This is a genomic window from uncultured Clostridium sp., from assembly GCF_937920395.1.
GTDB lineage: Bacteria > Bacillota > Clostridia > Clostridiales > Clostridiaceae > Clostridium_AD.
The window spans coordinates 1-15,002 of the sequence record NZ_CALEVF010000121.1; the positions used below are offsets into that span (position 1 = coordinate 1).

At 29.7% G+C, this 15,002-nt stretch carries 15 protein-coding genes and 3 pseudogenes; 8 read left to right on the forward strand and 10 right to left on the reverse strand.

Going from position 1 to position 15,002, the window contains the following annotated elements:
* Positions 1–244: 244 nt before the first annotated feature.
* Positions 245–463: pseudogene (locus tag Q0649_RS09660) on the reverse strand (penicillin-binding transpeptidase domain-containing protein); the annotation flags it as partial.
* Between the two features lie 173 nt (positions 464–636).
* Between Q0649_RS09660 and Q0649_RS09665 the strand changes: the two are divergent.
* From Q0649_RS09665 to Q0649_RS09680, 4 genes are all read left to right on the forward strand, one after another.
* Positions 637–1,893, forward strand: a complete 1,257-nt coding sequence (locus tag Q0649_RS09665; RefSeq protein WP_298840836.1) for an ATP-binding protein — start codon at positions 637–639, stop codon at positions 1,891–1,893.
* A gap of 259 nt (positions 1,894–2,152) precedes the next feature.
* The gene (gene sdaAB / locus Q0649_RS09670) at positions 2,153–2,854 is read left to right on the forward strand and encodes an L-serine ammonia-lyase, iron-sulfur-dependent subunit beta (RefSeq protein WP_298840838.1); all 702 of its coding nucleotides are present in this window, start codon (positions 2,153–2,155) and stop codon (positions 2,852–2,854) included.
* Positions 2,835–3,713 (forward strand): L-serine ammonia-lyase, iron-sulfur-dependent, subunit alpha, encoded by an 879-nt coding sequence (sdaAA, locus tag Q0649_RS09675; RefSeq protein ID WP_298840840.1) that lies wholly within the window; start codon positions 2,835–2,837, stop codon positions 3,711–3,713. Before sdaAB ends, sdaAA begins: the two co-directional genes overlap by 20 nt.
* Before the next feature lie 27 nt (positions 3,714–3,740).
* Positions 3,741–4,784 (forward strand): PTS sugar transporter subunit IIC, encoded by a 1,044-nt coding sequence (locus tag Q0649_RS09680; protein WP_298840843.1) that lies wholly within the window; start codon positions 3,741–3,743, stop codon positions 4,782–4,784.
* A 160-nt stretch (positions 4,785–4,944) separates the two neighbouring features.
* On the opposite strand, the pseudogene Q0649_RS09685 reads toward Q0649_RS09680, so the two are convergent.
* From Q0649_RS09685 to Q0649_RS09705, 5 genes and pseudogenes are all read right to left on the reverse strand, one after another.
* A pseudogene (locus Q0649_RS09685) lies at positions 4,945–5,280 on the reverse strand (C40 family peptidase); the annotation flags it as partial.
* A 117-nt stretch (positions 5,281–5,397) separates the two neighbouring features.
* Positions 5,398–5,622 (reverse strand): annotated as a pseudogene (locus tag Q0649_RS09690) (LysM peptidoglycan-binding domain-containing protein); the annotation flags it as partial.
* A 240-nt stretch (positions 5,623–5,862) separates the two neighbouring features.
* Complete coding sequence (locus Q0649_RS09695; protein WP_298840845.1) at positions 5,863–6,951, reverse strand: sensor histidine kinase KdpD; 1,089 nt, start codon at positions 6,949–6,951, stop codon at positions 5,863–5,865.
* A gap of 244 nt (positions 6,952–7,195) precedes the next feature.
* Positions 7,196–7,588, reverse strand: a complete 393-nt coding sequence (locus Q0649_RS09700) for a hypothetical protein (RefSeq protein ID WP_298840848.1) — start codon at positions 7,586–7,588, stop codon at positions 7,196–7,198.
* A 277-nt stretch (positions 7,589–7,865) separates the two neighbouring features.
* Positions 7,866–8,030, reverse strand: a complete 165-nt coding sequence (locus tag Q0649_RS09705) for a hypothetical protein (protein ID WP_298840851.1) — start codon at positions 8,028–8,030, stop codon at positions 7,866–7,868.
* Positions 8,031–8,598: 568 nt separating this feature from the next.
* Between Q0649_RS09705 and Q0649_RS09710 the strand changes: the two genes are divergently transcribed.
* The 3 genes from Q0649_RS09710 (at position 8,599) to Q0649_RS09720 (ending at position 10,757) form a co-directional block, all read left to right on the forward strand.
* Complete coding sequence (locus Q0649_RS09710; RefSeq protein WP_298840854.1) at positions 8,599–9,444, forward strand: N-acetylmuramoyl-L-alanine amidase; 846 nt, start codon at positions 8,599–8,601, stop codon at positions 9,442–9,444.
* A 406-nt stretch (positions 9,445–9,850) separates the two neighbouring features.
* Entirely contained in the window at positions 9,851–10,054 is a 204-nt protein-coding gene (locus tag Q0649_RS09715; protein WP_298840857.1) for a hypothetical protein, read from the forward strand.
* Positions 10,055–10,433: 379 nt separating this feature from the next.
* Positions 10,434–10,757 (forward strand): hypothetical protein, encoded by a 324-nt coding sequence (locus Q0649_RS09720; RefSeq protein ID WP_298840860.1) that lies wholly within the window; start codon positions 10,434–10,436, stop codon positions 10,755–10,757.
* Between the two features lie 257 nt (positions 10,758–11,014).
* Here Q0649_RS09720 and Q0649_RS09725 read toward each other — a convergent pair whose 3' ends face one another.
* The 3 genes from Q0649_RS09725 to Q0649_RS09735 all read right to left on the reverse strand — a co-directional run bounded on the left by Q0649_RS09725 (position 11,015) and on the right by Q0649_RS09735 (position 12,400).
* Entirely contained in the window at positions 11,015–11,188 is a 174-nt protein-coding gene (locus tag Q0649_RS09725) for a branched-chain amino acid transport system II carrier protein (RefSeq protein WP_298840863.1), read from the reverse strand.
* Positions 11,189–11,636: 448 nt separating this feature from the next.
* Positions 11,637–11,894 (reverse strand): hypothetical protein, encoded by a 258-nt coding sequence (locus tag Q0649_RS09730; protein WP_298840864.1) that lies wholly within the window; start codon positions 11,892–11,894, stop codon positions 11,637–11,639.
* Positions 11,895–12,070: 176 nt separating this feature from the next.
* Positions 12,071–12,400, reverse strand: a complete 330-nt coding sequence (locus Q0649_RS09735; protein WP_298840866.1) for a hypothetical protein — start codon at positions 12,398–12,400, stop codon at positions 12,071–12,073.
* A 264-nt stretch (positions 12,401–12,664) separates the two neighbouring features.
* Here Q0649_RS09735 and Q0649_RS09740 point away from each other — a divergent pair, with 264 nt between their 5' ends.
* Positions 12,665–12,946 carry an RpiB/LacA/LacB family sugar-phosphate isomerase gene (locus tag Q0649_RS09740; RefSeq protein ID WP_298840872.1) on the forward strand — a complete coding sequence of 94 codons (282 nt, stop codon included), beginning with the start codon at positions 12,665–12,667 and terminating at the stop codon, positions 12,944–12,946.
* A 99-nt stretch (positions 12,947–13,045) separates the two neighbouring features.
* Here the strand turns inward: Q0649_RS09740 and Q0649_RS09745 are convergent, their stop codons facing one another.
* Positions 13,046–14,818, reverse strand: a complete 1,773-nt coding sequence (locus Q0649_RS09745) for an aminopeptidase P family protein (RefSeq protein ID WP_298840869.1) — start codon at positions 14,816–14,818, stop codon at positions 13,046–13,048.
* Between the last annotated feature and the right edge of the window lie 184 nt (positions 14,819–15,002).

Here is a 15,002-nt window from a genome sequence, read left to right on the forward strand (position 1 = left end):
TAATTGAAACACCAAGAAATAAAGCCATAAATATAACTAATGGTAACAATGCAATAGCACTACCTTTTTTTTCATCCATTATTTTAAATACCTCCTCTTATATAAGTTTCACTACAATTGATATTAGCATTTATTATGTCAAAACATTTTAGAAGGTATGGTAGCCTTTAATATGTGAATAACCCTATTCTAATTATAATCTATTGAATGTAATTTTAGGGCTTGTTTTATTGATTGCATGTATTTATTTAATACGTTTTAATTTTATATCATAATGATTTTTATATTGTTTCATGCGAGGATCATTTTTAAAATAACTCTCGTACATTCCTCTAGCTACGTTTGCAGCATCAGAGCCATAACCACCATCAAATATAACTATAGATATTGCAATTTTAGGGTTCTTTGCGGGTGCATAACCTACATACCAAGCATAATCTCCTCTACCAATTTTATTTTGTACTTCAGGTTTTGTGAATTGTGCTCATATGTAGAAATAACAAAATAAACGGAATATTTTAAGGTCAAGAACTTTATTTAATAGAAAATGTTATAATAAGTTTAAAGTATGAAGTTTTAAGGAGCAAAATATTATGATAAATAAGATAAGTCTAGATTTAAGTAGTATTTAATAAAATGAAAAAAATAAAATCTATTTTTATTATTGCTATAGTGGTTGCCTTGGCGTCCCAAGTTAGTATAAATTTTTTTGTGCCAGGATTTATAATAACCCTTTCTGTTGTTATATTACCTGTTTTTCTTTATTTTTATAAACAATTTAATCCTATAGAAATTCTTTTTACAACTGGGATCATTTATCCACTTTATAGGGGAATGTTTTTATATTTAAGTACTAACAATTTTTATACTACTCTTGGGGTTATACGGACAGATGTATTGTTTTATTTTTCATATGGTATATTATTTTATTTATTGTATTGGAAAAAGAAGAAGAAAGGCATTACTGACTTGTTTTTTTGTGCATTTTTATGTGATTTGTTTTCAAATATTATAGAAATAAGTGCAATACTTCATTTTAGAGGATACGGTTATTTAATGTTTCAAGATCTAGCAATTGTAGCATTTATAAGAGCTATAATTTCAGTATGCATAATATTACTACTAAAACATTATAAGTCTTTACTAATAAAGGAAGAACATGAAGAAAGATATAGAAAATTAATTTTAATGACTTCAAGTATGAAAAGCGAAATATATTTTATGAACAAAAATAATTCAGATATTGAAGATGTTATGAAAAAAGCATATCTACTTTACAAAACAATATCGCAGCAAAAGTATCCTTCTGAACTAAAAAACCTTTCTCTTGATATAGCAAAAGACGTGCATGAAATAAAAAAAGATTATATAAGCGTTATAAAGGGTTTAGATGAAATGGTTGGTGAAAAAACAGATAATGTTAAAATGGATATTAAAGATATGGTAAATATTATTGGAATGGATGTAAGGGAATATATAAAAAGAAATAACTCTAATGTAAATTTAAAATTCGAAATAAAGAATAATTTTAATGTAGTGGAGCATTTTTATCTTGTTTGCATATTACGAAACCTTATTTACAATAGTATTGAGTCTATGGATAAAACAAAAAATGGATATGTTAAAATTTTAATTTGTAAAAGCCAAGATGAGTGTATTCTTGTTGTATCTGATAATGGTAAAGGCATAAAAGAAAAAGATATTGAGTATATATTCAATCCTGGATTCTCAACTAAATTCAACTGCGATACTGGTGACATTTGTAGGGGTATAGGACTTGCCCATGTAAAAGGTATTGTTAACGATATTTTTTCGGGTACTATAGATGTTCATTCCGTTATAGGAAAAGGGACTGAATTTGTTATAAAAATAAAACAAAATAAAATGGGCTAAAATTTTTAGCGTTTTCCAAATATCTAATGATCTAAATATTTTTAATATTTAGATCATTAGATATTTTTTTGATGTTAACTGAGTGTTTTTGAAATGTTGCTTATATAATAAAAATGTAGAATGTTGTTTATTGACATTATGATTTTAAATTAAAGTATAAGAAAACGGTTACTGGTTTGATTTAGAGCTCAAACTTCAAAAGAATAACAAGCTTAAAAATATAAATTGTATTATATTGTGGAAAGGAGAAATACTTAACATGAAAAATTTTGGTGTCTTTGATATTATAGGTCCTATAATGATCGGTCCATCATCTTCTCATACAGCTGGTGCTGCTAAACTTGGTAAAATAGCAAAAACTATTGTCGGTGCTGATATAAAAAAGGTTACATTCTTACTTCATGGGTCTTTTGGTAAAACTTATAAAGGGCATGGAACTGATAGAGCACTAGTTGCCGGAATACTTGGAATGGAACCAAGTGATGATGATCTTAGAAATTCTATTTTAATTGCTGAAAGTAAAGGTTTAAAAATAAATTTTATTGAGTATGATCTTGGACAAGTACATCCAAATACAGTTAAATTTTTAATAACAGATATTAATAATAATTATTTCGAAATAACGGGTTCGTCTATTGGTGGTGGCAATGTAGAAATAAATGAAATCAACGGAAATAGTGTTCTTATAACGGGTGAAAATCCTACTATTATCACTTGTCATGATGATATTCCAGGAACAGTAGCAAAAGTGTCAGACCTTATTTATGAGGATAAAATTAATATTGCTTTTTTAAAACTTGTTAGATACGAAAAAGGAAAATCTGCAACTATGACTTTTGAAGTAGATAGTACTATTCCCGCTTCTTTAGTAAAAGCTATAAAAAAAATTACAGGAATAAACAAAGTAATAGTTATCAATCCAGAAACAAGGAGGAAACATAATGATCGCAAAGTCAGCTAGTGAACTTATCCAAATATGTAAAACAAAAAATATCAAATTAAGTGAATATGCAATAAATCTTGAAATTGAGCAAAAGGATAGCACGCGAGAAGAATTATTTCTACATATGAAAGAAACTCTTGATGTAATGAGGCGCGGTGCTCTTTCTGCAAGAGAAAAAGAAGTTTATTCATTAAGTGGTCTTATAGGTGGAGATGCTTATAAACTTCAAAAATACTTAGAATCAGGTAAATCACTTTTAGGAGACACTGCTATAAAAGCTATGGCTATGGCGTTATCTTCTTCAGAAGTTAATAGTTCTATGGGTAAAATAGTAGCATGTCCAACAGCTGGATCATGTGGGATACTTCCAGCCGTAATATTAACTGCTGGTGAAAAGCTTGGAAAAAGCACTTATGAAATGATGGAAGGATTATTTGCAGCTTCTGCAGTCGGTATGATTATTGGAATGAATGCAACCTTTGCAGGTGCAGAAGGTGGTTGTCAGTCAGAGTGTGGTTCTGCAGCTGCCATGGCCTCCGCTGCCGTTGTGGAAATGATGGGAGGAACACCAGAAATGAGTTTCAATGCTGGTGCCATCGTATTTAAAAATGTATTAGGACTTGTTTGTGATCCAGTTGCAGGACTCGTTGAAATTCCTTGTGCAAAAAGGAATGTAGCTGGTGCAATTAGTGCACTTTCTACCGCTGATTTAGTTATGGCTGGTGTTTCTTCAAAAATACCATTTGATGATACATTATCTGCAATGTATAAAATTGGCATAGAATTACCAGCTTCTTTAAGAGAAACTGCTCTTGGTGGTCTTGCTATTACTAAAACTGGTCTAGCACTTAAAGATAAGGTATTTTCAAAAAAATAATTTTGTAATTATAAGGAGGAAAATTAAATGAATATTTTAATAGGAACTGGTCTTTTATTATTAGTTTTAGCTTTATTTACACTTTTTAGTTACAAAGCACCTCATGGAATGAAAGCTATGGGTGCACTAGCAAGTGCTGCCTGTGCAAGCTTTCTAGTTGAAGCTTTTCACTCTGCATTTTTTGGTGATGTATTAAAGATAAAATTCTTAAAAGAAGTTGGGTTATCTAATGGTAGCTTAGGCGGAGTAGCCGCTGCAATACTTGTACCTTTAGCTCTTGGTGTTTCACCAATATATGCAGTATTGCTTGGGCTATCTTGTTCTGGTCTTGGCATCATACCCGGATTTATAGCTGGATATTTTATGTCATCTGTAGTTAAATATCTAGAAAAGAAATTACCAGCGGGCTTAGACTTAATAGTTATAATTGTTTTTGCAGCTCCATTAACTAGATTTATAGGAAACTGTATGACTCCTATAGTAAATTCTACGTTATTAAATATCGGTAGAATTTTAACTTCTGCATCAACTTCTAGCCCAATAATAATGGGTATAGTGCTTGGAGGAACAATAACCGTTGTTGCCACTGCACCTCTTAGTTCAATGGCTTTAACAGCAATGCTTGGGCTTACCGGTGCACCTATGGCTATAGGCGCATTATCAGTATTTGGTTCATCATTTATGAATTTTGTATTATTTACAAGAATGAAATTTGGAAGTAAAAAAGATACAATTTCAGTAGCTATAGAACCTCTAACACAAGCTGATATAACCACAGCAAATCCCATACCAATTTATGTGACTAATTTTATAGGTGGTTCTTTATGCGGAGTAATAATTGCATTAATGGGACTTATAAATAATACCCCCGGTACAGCAACCCCTATAGCAGGGTTCGCAGTAATGTTTGCATATAATCCAGCTCCTAAAGTGCTAATAACAGCCTTAGGTTGTATTATAGTTAGTATCTTCAGTGGGTACATAGGATCTATTATGTTTAAAAATTATAAAATACATACTGCTGCAGAAATTCGTGGAGAGATTACCCCTAATTTAGAAGAAGTCTCCTAAATATCTACTTTTTAAAACAGTATAAGCGAAGGTTGAGTTTACTTTTATGTAAAACTCAGCCTTTTTTATTTGTTATATAGATTTATGTTTTGGTAAATTTTTCTACTGCATTACACATTAATTTATGCAAAATTACATTTGATTCTACCTTTTTCAAGGTAAGTCTACGCCCATACGTAAAATCACTATTTAGTGACTGAATTCTAACAACATCACCTGTATGAGGTGCATCTATCATTTTACCATTTCCTACATATATTCCTACATGATGAGCAGGTTTACCGAAAAACACCAAATCTCCTGGTCTAAGATTTTCTCTAGATATAAGGACTCCTACATTTTGTTGCTCCTGTGATACCCTCGGCAATGTTATACCAAAATAAGAAAATACATATTGTGTAAATCCCGAGCAGTCAAAGCCCACCGGGCTTGTACCACCCCATACGTAAGGAACCCCAAGAAAATTTGCAGCATACTCTAAAATCGGATTTGAAGTAAAAGCAACAGAATTTCTTATTTTTTCTTGTTCAGCTTTGTTTGTTAAATATGAAGAGTCTTTATTTTGTAATGCCTTGTCTATATTAGAATTGCCTTTTGTGGATACATTAAGAATTTGCCCTACTAAAATTAAATCATTTCGTTTATTATTAGCTTTCATTAAATCATTTAATGATTCCCCATGATCTCGCGCTATTACAGATAAACTATCCCCACTTTTCACAGTATAGGTATCAGTTGTTAATGTAGCTGCAAATAATTTTGCTGTTGTCATTTCTAAAATACCAATCGTGAATATTGATATTAATAAGATATATCTAAGCCTTTTAAATGTAATCATTATATCCTCCTCGCGCTTCTAGTAATTATTATCAAGCATATTGCTATTTATTAGATAAGCTTCTATAAGATTTTATACCAAATATTACCTATTAGAGAGTATGTCCAATAAATTATTATTTACTCACATTTGTAAATTTATATTTATAACGTAATAAAAGAGATAGGTTAATTAAACAGCCTCTCTCTATTGAACATAATAATATTTTATTTATACCTTTCAGTTATTAATATAAGAAATCTACAAATAAATATCTGAAAGTTCCACTCGTATGCTTTGATTTTTACTTCTCATTTCGCTACTATATATCATATTTTCCTGAAGCACCTTTCCTGAAGGAAGCTGAACCGTAAACTTACTTCCTTTTCCATATTCACTTTCAACGTATATATTCCCACCAAGTAAATCTACAATGGACTTAACTAAACTTAAGCCAATACCTGTACCTTCCGTATTCCTTGATAATGATTTGTCTACCTGTTTAAATCTATCAAATATCATATTTAAATTTCCTTCTTCAATTCCTATGCCCTTATCTTTAACTGATATTTCAATAAATTCGTTCTTATCCTTAACGTCTACAACTATTTCATCACCTTCATCTGAAAATTTTATCGCATTTGATATAAGATTTAATACTATTCTCTCTATCTTTTCAATATCACACGCAATAATTCTTTCTTCTACATCCGTGTCAAAAATAATATTTAGCCCTTTACACTCAATCAAACTAGTTACAGACATCACTATTTCTTCAACAACTGTGATTATATTATTATTTGATAAGTTCAATTTTAAAAAACCCGCATCAATCTTTGATAAATCAACTATATTATTGATAAGCTTAGATAATCTATAAGAATTTTGCTTGATTGATTCTATATATTTAGTGATTGACTTCTTATTATTATCTAATGAACCACTCTTACAATACATATCAAATAACTGAGCTGTTGAAAAAATAACATTTAATGGTGTTTTAAGTTCATGAGATATGTTAACAAGGAATTCTCCCTGTGCCTTATTCGCAATTATTAACTCTTTATTAGCGACAATTAACTCCGCTTCCCTGTCTGATTTCTCTCCACTTTGAAATGCAAGCTCTTTATTAACGGTAATTAACTCTGCAGCCCTATTCGCTTTCTCTCTAATTTGAAAGGCAAGCTCTCTATTAACGATAATTAACTCTGCTGCTCTGTCTGCTTTCTCTCCAATTTGAAAGGCAAGTTCTTTATTGGCGCTAAATACCTCTGCTACCATTTTTTCTATTGCTTCTTTAAGCCTTATCCCCATTTGCTTTGTTACCTGTCTGTAAAAAGAATCATTCATATTCTATCATCATCCTTCGGTTTCTTTTTCCGTGCATTAATAAACTCCTCAATTAGTGATGTTAAAATACACTATACTTTTATTTAACATTTTACCATATATATGTTACATTATACATATTTCCCATAACATAAAAATCATATTATGAATAGCTTGTAAGATATGCTCTATATTATTATTTTTAAGCAATAAAAAATGAACATCTTTTAGGATGTTCATTTCTTATTAATATTCACATAGATTATTAATATCCAACTGTTTTTAAGTAATCTTCGGCTTCCGTTTCATCAGTAAATACAACCGGTGTAACTCCTATATTTTTGCCTATTCTATTCATTTGCATTTTTACTACTACATTTTCAACGATAAGGGCCGCATGGACTATTCCATTATCACTACAATACTGAGCAAATTCTCCTAATTCATTTTTACTGTCTGATAAATTGTAAGTTATCATATCGCAGTATTTAGACCATTTACTGCCTTTAAATATAGGAAGTATTTTTATTTTATAATCATTTTGCATATTTGCTATAGCTTTTTTTGTAAACATTCCTTTAAATTTTTCATATACTATCTTTCTTTCAAAATCAACCTTTAATTCATATTCATTTTGTGTACTTATTGTTTTTATCACTTGTACCACCCTTTGATAATTTGTTTTATTGACCATAATTAATTATACACAAAAAACAAACAGTTACAATTTTTTATTTAATATTTTTATATACTGTAATAATCCATTTGTGGTTATTTAATACTAAGACAAAGATAAATCAAAAAATTTTAAAGAATAGAGATGTAGTGGTTACTGGTAAAGTCAATACTAAAGGATATACTTTACTTTTTTCTGATGCCATCGGAAGTAACCCATGGGATATATTTAGGCTTAACATATCTACAAAAAAAATATATTAAATTACTAATGATTCCATAGGCCAATTTAATTTAAATTTCGGTGATAAAAATGGAAATATAATTTTTGCTAAAAGTGGAGATAAAAACTCTCCTGTACCCAAAATATCAAAAATAGATGTTATTAAAAAACATGCTAGTATTATCGAATTTGCTCCTGACATTGCGGTACAGGATTTTTATGTATATAAAAATAAGATTATAGAAATTTCTCAACCATATATAGCATGTCTCAGCGCTAATGAGAAAAATATTCACTTTGTTGCAGTTCCCATTGGAACTCATGGAACAAATTTTATAGGTTTAACAACTTATCCTAACAGCTTATATTGTTATAACCTAGAAGAAAATAGGTTAAGTGAGGCTTTTAAAGTATCAGGTACATTTATCCCTTCAATATCTTTTACTTATCAATAGGAGTTATATTATGGTAACCATTCTTTTATGTCAAAGCGAGTACCCCCTATCATTGGATATAGGGTTACTTGGTTATGAATCACATATTAATATTTTGAATGTAACACAATTAATTGCATTCCTTTTAATTCTATTGGTTAGGTATACATAATATACGACGACTTAGTTTTAATATTTAATAGTTGTAAATAAACTAATATAAAGAAGGTTACCAAAAGGATGCAACGATCATATATAGATTATAGGAATAAACAAAAATTCACATAGAATACAATACAAAAAATTAATAAAATTGAGTTAGGGAGATGTTTATATATGAAAATTTCAATAGATGCTGGTCATAATTGCACTCCAGATGTTGGAGCAGTTGGACTTAGAAAGGAAGATCCTTTAAATAAAGAAGTTGTAGGTAAAATAATTAAAAAGCTACAAAATACAGGTAATATAGTAATAGATTGCACACCTTATGGACAAGCATTTTCGAACGTTGGACAATCTTTACAATACAGAGTTAATAAAGCAAATAGGTCTAATTCAGATTTGCATATAAGCATTCATTTTAATACAGGCGGTGGTGAAGGAGTAGAGTGTTACGTTATATCTCAAACTGCTAAAAATTATGCTACAAAAATTTGCAATGAAATAGCTTTACTTGGATATGGAAATAGAGGTGTAAAAGATGGCTCACATTTATTTATTGTAAATAATACTATTATGCCTTGTGTCCTTGTAGAATGTGCCTTTTTAGACAGTGCAAAAGATATGAATATATATAATGCTGATTTAATAGCAAATGCAATAATTAAAGCAGTTCTCGGTAAAATTACACCTATAAATTCAGTAGTATCATCTTTTCAAGTTGCTTGCGATCTATCAGGCATTACAGATAAAAACGGAAATAAGCTAGTTGTAGATGGGGTTAGAGGTGATTTGAGCAATAGCGTGATAGCTAAAGTGATTCTTAGAATAGGTACAAGCAGTCCTTTAGTTAAATGGCTACAAACTAGACTTATAACTTTAGGATTCCCATGTGGTAGTAGCGGAGCAGATGGTATTTTTGGTTCTGCTACCCTTGTAGCTGTTAAAAATTTTCAAGCAAGAAATAAACTTCTAGTTGATGGATTTGTAGGCCCAGTTAGTTTAAATAAACTCCTAGTTTAGTAATTCAATCAATTATTTATGTCCAGCATAAATAATTTTTAGTTTCTTTCACATTGGGTGAAACTAGATGTTTATATACAATAAATGACGTTAATTTTGATTTTACGTCATTTATCTATCTATAAAAACGACTTATGTGATTTTATTCCTGTCACATTTTTTTCATTTTAAGTAACATATATTTTACATATATTAAAATATATTATACTATAATAATAGAGGTGACAACAGGGGGAGAAATATAAAAATGAATGTTGCTCGTGCAACTCTAGATATAACTCAAAAATGTTTGGCATAGTCAGTGGTTGTAATGAGACAAACTATTGATGAATAATAAAAATTGTTATAGCCTTTATTCTTTAAACGTTAAATATTTAAAAACAGAGTATTTTATAGGAGTGATATTATGGTAAACATTCTTGCAGTTGCAGGTCCAAATTCAAAATATAAATTACCCTATGCTCAGCCTGCTGGATTTTGGGCTGGTTTATGGCATGGATTAATAGTACCGATTACATTTTTAATATGCATATTTAACCCTAATGTACGAATTTATGAAACTAATAACAGAGGTCGATTATATGATTTGGGATTTCTGATTGGAGCTTAGAGTTCAATTGGAGGAAGTGGTTCAAGAGCAGGGCAATAGATTTTCTATTATGGAATATTTTTTATGTCAGATCAAGTACCCCATATCATTAGATGTGGGGTTTACTTGTTTATTAAGCGCATATTGATATTTTGAATATAACAAAATTGAATTACATTCCCTTTGATTCTACAAGCTAGTTATACATATATAACATATTTCTTGAAATTTTTAATTTTTTTAGAGGATTATATATCTTTCTTATAGAATATATAAAAATAGTATAATTGACCCATATATTTATCTGATACCCATAAAAGTAGTGACATAAAGATAAATTGTATAACAGGAGGCTTATAAATTATGTGGATATATTCATTTAAAATAAGGAGATGATCCTATGACCTCAACGGCAACCATTTTATTAACTATATTTAATTTTTTTGCTATCATTGTTTTTATAAGTCTAATCTCAAGCAAGTTTAGTAATTATGTAATTAATAATTTTAATCTTACCGATAGTATCATGGAGAATATTAAACAAATATTAATGAGATTTAACATTGTAATTGTATGTTTAAATGTTCTCTTTTCACAGATGGCAATTTCTAAAGAATTCCCTACGATAAAGTTTATTGTAATGGGGATAATTTTTATTGTAGATGGCCTAGGTGCAATCTGTTTATCTAGTTATTCAAAAGTACAAAAGTACAAAAGAAATTAAATAAGTAGTTTTATATGTACTTTCCCTAAAGAAACCATTAAATACAATAATAAGTCAAAAGGCAAACCAAGATACTACAATACTGGATAGAGAACATATTTGAAAAATCTAATTATATTTACTGTTAAATCACTTGTAGTATTTAGACCACTTACTATTAAAACAATTACAATTAGTCCAATAGGATCAATTATTGAAGAAGGTTTAAGCGAAAATGTGAGCACTATTACAAAAAAAACTATAATTGATACATTCTGTCAAATCAATAGAATTAAAGGGTGTATTCCTAATTCGAAAGTTGTTGCAGCTGTTCTTGGAATTGCGAATAAAGGCCCTATAATAAGGAAACCTATAATTGAAAATAGAATTTTATTTTCGGCTACCCTTCCTAATGCTGGTAGGAAAATTAAGTTACCTGCACCGAAGAACATTGCAAATAATGCAGCACCTATGACTATTGAATGTTTTGATGAATTTTTGATTTATATAACCTCCGTTTTAATTAACCTAAATAAATTTCTGAAAAAAATAATTCAGTCTTTATTTTGTGTATAAATATAATATTTCAATGTAATGTCCATTTAAATAATAACTACTTTATAACATATATTATACAGTAAAATTCATTTTAAAAAAATAAATTATTATAATCTACTTAATTAGAAATTAACTATTTGCATATAAGTATAAGGAGTAGTTCATTAAAAATGAACTACTCCTTATTTTTTAATATCTCACCTCAATGCCAAAACATTCTTCTTTAATATTAAAGCTAGTGCAATCATTTGTTAAATATAAAACCAAATGATTAGTCTCTTTTCCTTCGTTTTTCAGCGCATCATTCAAGCACTGCATTGTATCATCACATAAAATTATTTTTCATACACTCTCCTCATCCAAATGTAAAAACTCATTATATAACTGACTATATTCCGCTGGGATTTTTCCACCTAATGGTATAAGGAATGAATTATTAAGTTTTTCATTTATATCTGCATTAATAGTTAGACCATTAATCTCACCAAATTTATTTAAACCCTCACGAAATCTATAGATAAAAACATTATTGTCCAAATATTCATTTCTTGCTTCAAATTCATGACCTACTTCTGCTACTTTTCTTTTTTTAAAAAACATTATGCAACCTCCCATATAAGCTCTTTTTATTTAACAGCACCTTTGCGTTTAAATACTAGTTTTACTTTATCAACTCTAATTTCAGTTATTATATACCAATATGATAAAATAATAAACTATTGTAGAAGATTATGTGCATAAGAGAATTTACAAACTATAAATAATAATTTACAATATTAACATATATCACATGCATTTCGCATAATTTCATCAATTTCTTTTTTTGCTTTGTCTGATAAATCTATAAACTGAATTCTATATTTCTCAGTTGGCTCTAATTTTCCAACTACTTTTCCTTTAGCATTTATGTCCATTTCAAATAGTATCGAATTCAAGATTATTTTTAAATCAACTAAAGTACCTACTTCTAATTGCATGGAAGTTTTTATTTCTATATTCTCAGCAGACATTCTAATAATTTTAAATTTCTCACCATTTTTAGTGTCTTTTAAAAACACCTTACCTCCACCTGCTATCTCACAACTTGGATATTTATTATTTGTCATAATAATCCACTCCTTCTACGTTATTATAAACCCCATATGCTTATTTTTATATCTGATTTTATCCTAGATTCTACGAAAGTACCTGAATATTCTGTAATTTATTAATTAACTTTATTATAGCATATTGTTTTTTTCTTTACACCTCTTTTATAAACTACCTTTTCAACATATATATTAACGATTATATTTTATTGAAAGGTAGGTCATTTTGTCTATCCTGCAGCCTTAGCCGTTGCAAACGGAAAAGCTGATAGAGGAATTTTTATCGACGGAGTTGGATACGGAAGTGCCTTAATCGCTAACAAAATATATGGTTTATATGCTGCTGTTTGTCAAGATCCATTCTGTGCAAAATTAGCACGTTTACATTCTAATACAAATGTCCTTTGTATTGGTGCAAAAATAATTGGTTCAGGGATAGCACTTGATATCGTGAATACATGGTTAACTACAAATTTTCTTGTTGATACTAAAAAATATAAATTGCGAGTGGACAAAATAAACGTAATTTCTGAAAAGCATTTGAAAAAGCTTTCTGAAATATAACATACCCATCATTTATCTTATGGTAAGCCCTATTATAAAATATTTATAAGGAGTAGTTCATTAAACGTGAACTACTCCTTATTTTTAATAATATTATATTTATATTGCTACTGTTGCTTGCTTTAAGTATTCTAGTTCTTCTCCCTTTAAATAAATAGATAACTTTTCAAATACAGTTTTATGATAATTATTTAGCCAAGATTTTTCATCCTTTGTTAATAAGGACACCTCTATAGCTTCTAAGTCTATAGGGCAAAGCGTTAAAGTCTCAAACTTCATAAATTGTCCACCATACTCAGTCTTTTCATCTTCCTGAGCGACAACTAAGTCTTCTATTCTTATACCATGTTTTCCTGCTTTATAAACTCCTGGTTCATTTGAGACTACCATTCCTTTTTCAAGCACAATAGTGTTGGGAATCACAGATATTCTGTGTGGTCCTTCATGTACATTAAGAAAGAAACCTACTCCATGCCCTGTTCCATGCTTATAATCCATACCCGCATTCCAAAGTGGAATTCTAGCTATGATATCTAAATTTGAACCTGTAGTTCCATATAAAAATCTCTGCATTGTTAAATTAATCATTCCTCTTAATACTAATGTGTAATCTGTTTTTTCTTCATCAGTTAAGGGGCCTACAGCTAGTGTTCTTGTTATATCTGTTGTTCCATCTAAATATTGAGCACCAGAATCTAATAGATAGAGGCCCTTTGGCTTTATAGTAGCTTGATTTTTTATTGTAGCAGTGTAATGAGGCATAGAAGCATTTGCTTTATAAGCTGAAATTGATGCAAAGCTTAAATCATAAAAATTTTCTCCTACACTTCGTATCTCTTCGATTTTATCTGATGCTTCTATTTCTGTAATATTACGCGATTTTATAGTTTTCTTCATCCATGTTATAAATTTAACCATAGCTACACCATCACGCACCATAGCCTTTCTAACATTTTTAATTTGAATTTCATTCTTTATACCCTTAAATCTTGTAGTAATATCCATAGATTCTAAAATCTTAATATTTATGGAACTATAAATCCAAGTACTAGTTCTTGCTGCATCAAGTAGTATTGCTCCATCTTTGATTTTTCCTAAAAATTCACCTATGTTTTCGTAAGGTTTTATTTCTACATTAGCCTTTTCGAGTTCCGCTCTGACCTCTGAATTTATTTTCTTATCGTCTATAAATAAATAATATTTTTTCTCTGAAACAACGGTGTAAGATATAGTTAGTGGATTGCATTTTATATCTCGCGCTCTAATGTTTAACAGCCATGCTATGTCATCAAGTCCCGATATAACATAGTAGTTTGCTCCCATAGTTTCCATTTCACGTGCAACCCTTGCAAGTTTTGATTCTCTTGACTCTCCGGCATATACTACATCATGCAGAACTACCTGGCTACAAGGTTTTTGTGGTCTATCTTTCCAAATTATATCTACTAAATCTTCATTAACTTCATAGGAAAATGCACTACTTTCTAAAGCGATCTTTAATCCTCTAAAATATTCTATTGAAATAACCTTACCATCAAAAGCAATTTTTGCTCCTTGATGTAGCGTTTCTTTCAAAAATGCTTCCACAGTTGGAACACCCTCGTTACCCATTCTAAATAGTGTTACCCCTGTATCTATTAATTGATTTTCCGCTTGCAAGAAATATCTTCCATCTGTCCATAAACCTGCCTGCGTTAAAGTTACAATTGCAGTACCCGCAGAACCAGTAAATCCTGTTATAAAAGTTCTGGCAGTATAGTGCTCTGCTACATATTCACTTTGATGTGGATCAGAACTTGGAACAATAAAGGCATCTATGCCTCTTTTTCTCATCTCATTTCTTAATTGTTCAATTCTTTCTTTTACAGTCATCCTAATCACCCCTAGCTTGTAAGCTTCACTTGTAATTTTCAATACAAGCATTTACTTACAATATTTTATGTAGTCATATTTTACCTACTAACTTTTCCTAACCCATCACCATTCATAAGTTTCATTACATCGTCTACAGATGAAAGGTTGACATCACCATTCATGCAATATTTAAGACATGAAC

Bases quoted from the DNA above. Each gene is read 5' to 3' on its own strand.
- Q0649_RS09665 (WP_298840836.1), top strand. From the start codon at position 637: ATGAAAAAAATAAAATCTATTTTTATTATTGCTATAGTGGTTGCCTTG.
- sdaAB (WP_298840838.1), top strand. From the start codon at position 2,153: ATGAAAAATTTTGGTGTCTTTGATATTATAGGTCCTATAATGATCGGT.
- sdaAA (WP_298840840.1), top strand. From the start codon at position 2,835: ATGATCGCAAAGTCAGCTAGTGAACTTATCCAAATATGTAAAACAAAA.
- Q0649_RS09680 (WP_298840843.1), top strand. From the start codon at position 3,741: ATGAATATTTTAATAGGAACTGGTCTTTTATTATTAGTTTTAGCTTTA.
- Q0649_RS09695 (WP_298840845.1), bottom strand. From the start codon at position 6,951: ATGAATGATTCTTTTTACAGACAGGTAACAAAGCAAATGGGGATAAGG.
- Q0649_RS09705 (WP_298840851.1), bottom strand. From the start codon at position 8,030: ATGTCAGGAGCAAATTCGATAATACTAGCATGTTTTTTAATAACATCT.
- Q0649_RS09710 (WP_298840854.1), top strand. From the start codon at position 8,599: ATGAAAATTTCAATAGATGCTGGTCATAATTGCACTCCAGATGTTGGA.
- Q0649_RS09715 (WP_298840857.1), top strand. From the start codon at position 9,851: ATGGTAAACATTCTTGCAGTTGCAGGTCCAAATTCAAAATATAAATTA.
- Q0649_RS09720 (WP_298840860.1), top strand. From the start codon at position 10,434: ATGACCTCAACGGCAACCATTTTATTAACTATATTTAATTTTTTTGCT.
- Q0649_RS09725 (WP_298840863.1), bottom strand. From the start codon at position 11,188: ATGTTCTTCGGTGCAGGTAACTTAATTTTCCTACCAGCATTAGGAAGG.
- Q0649_RS09730 (WP_298840864.1), bottom strand. From the start codon at position 11,894: ATGTTTTTTAAAAAAAGAAAAGTAGCAGAAGTAGGTCATGAATTTGAA.
- Q0649_RS09735 (WP_298840866.1), bottom strand. From the start codon at position 12,400: ATGACAAATAATAAATATCCAAGTTGTGAGATAGCAGGTGGAGGTAAG.
- Q0649_RS09745 (WP_298840869.1), bottom strand. From the start codon at position 14,818: ATGACTGTAAAAGAAAGAATTGAACAATTAAGAAATGAGATGAGAAAA.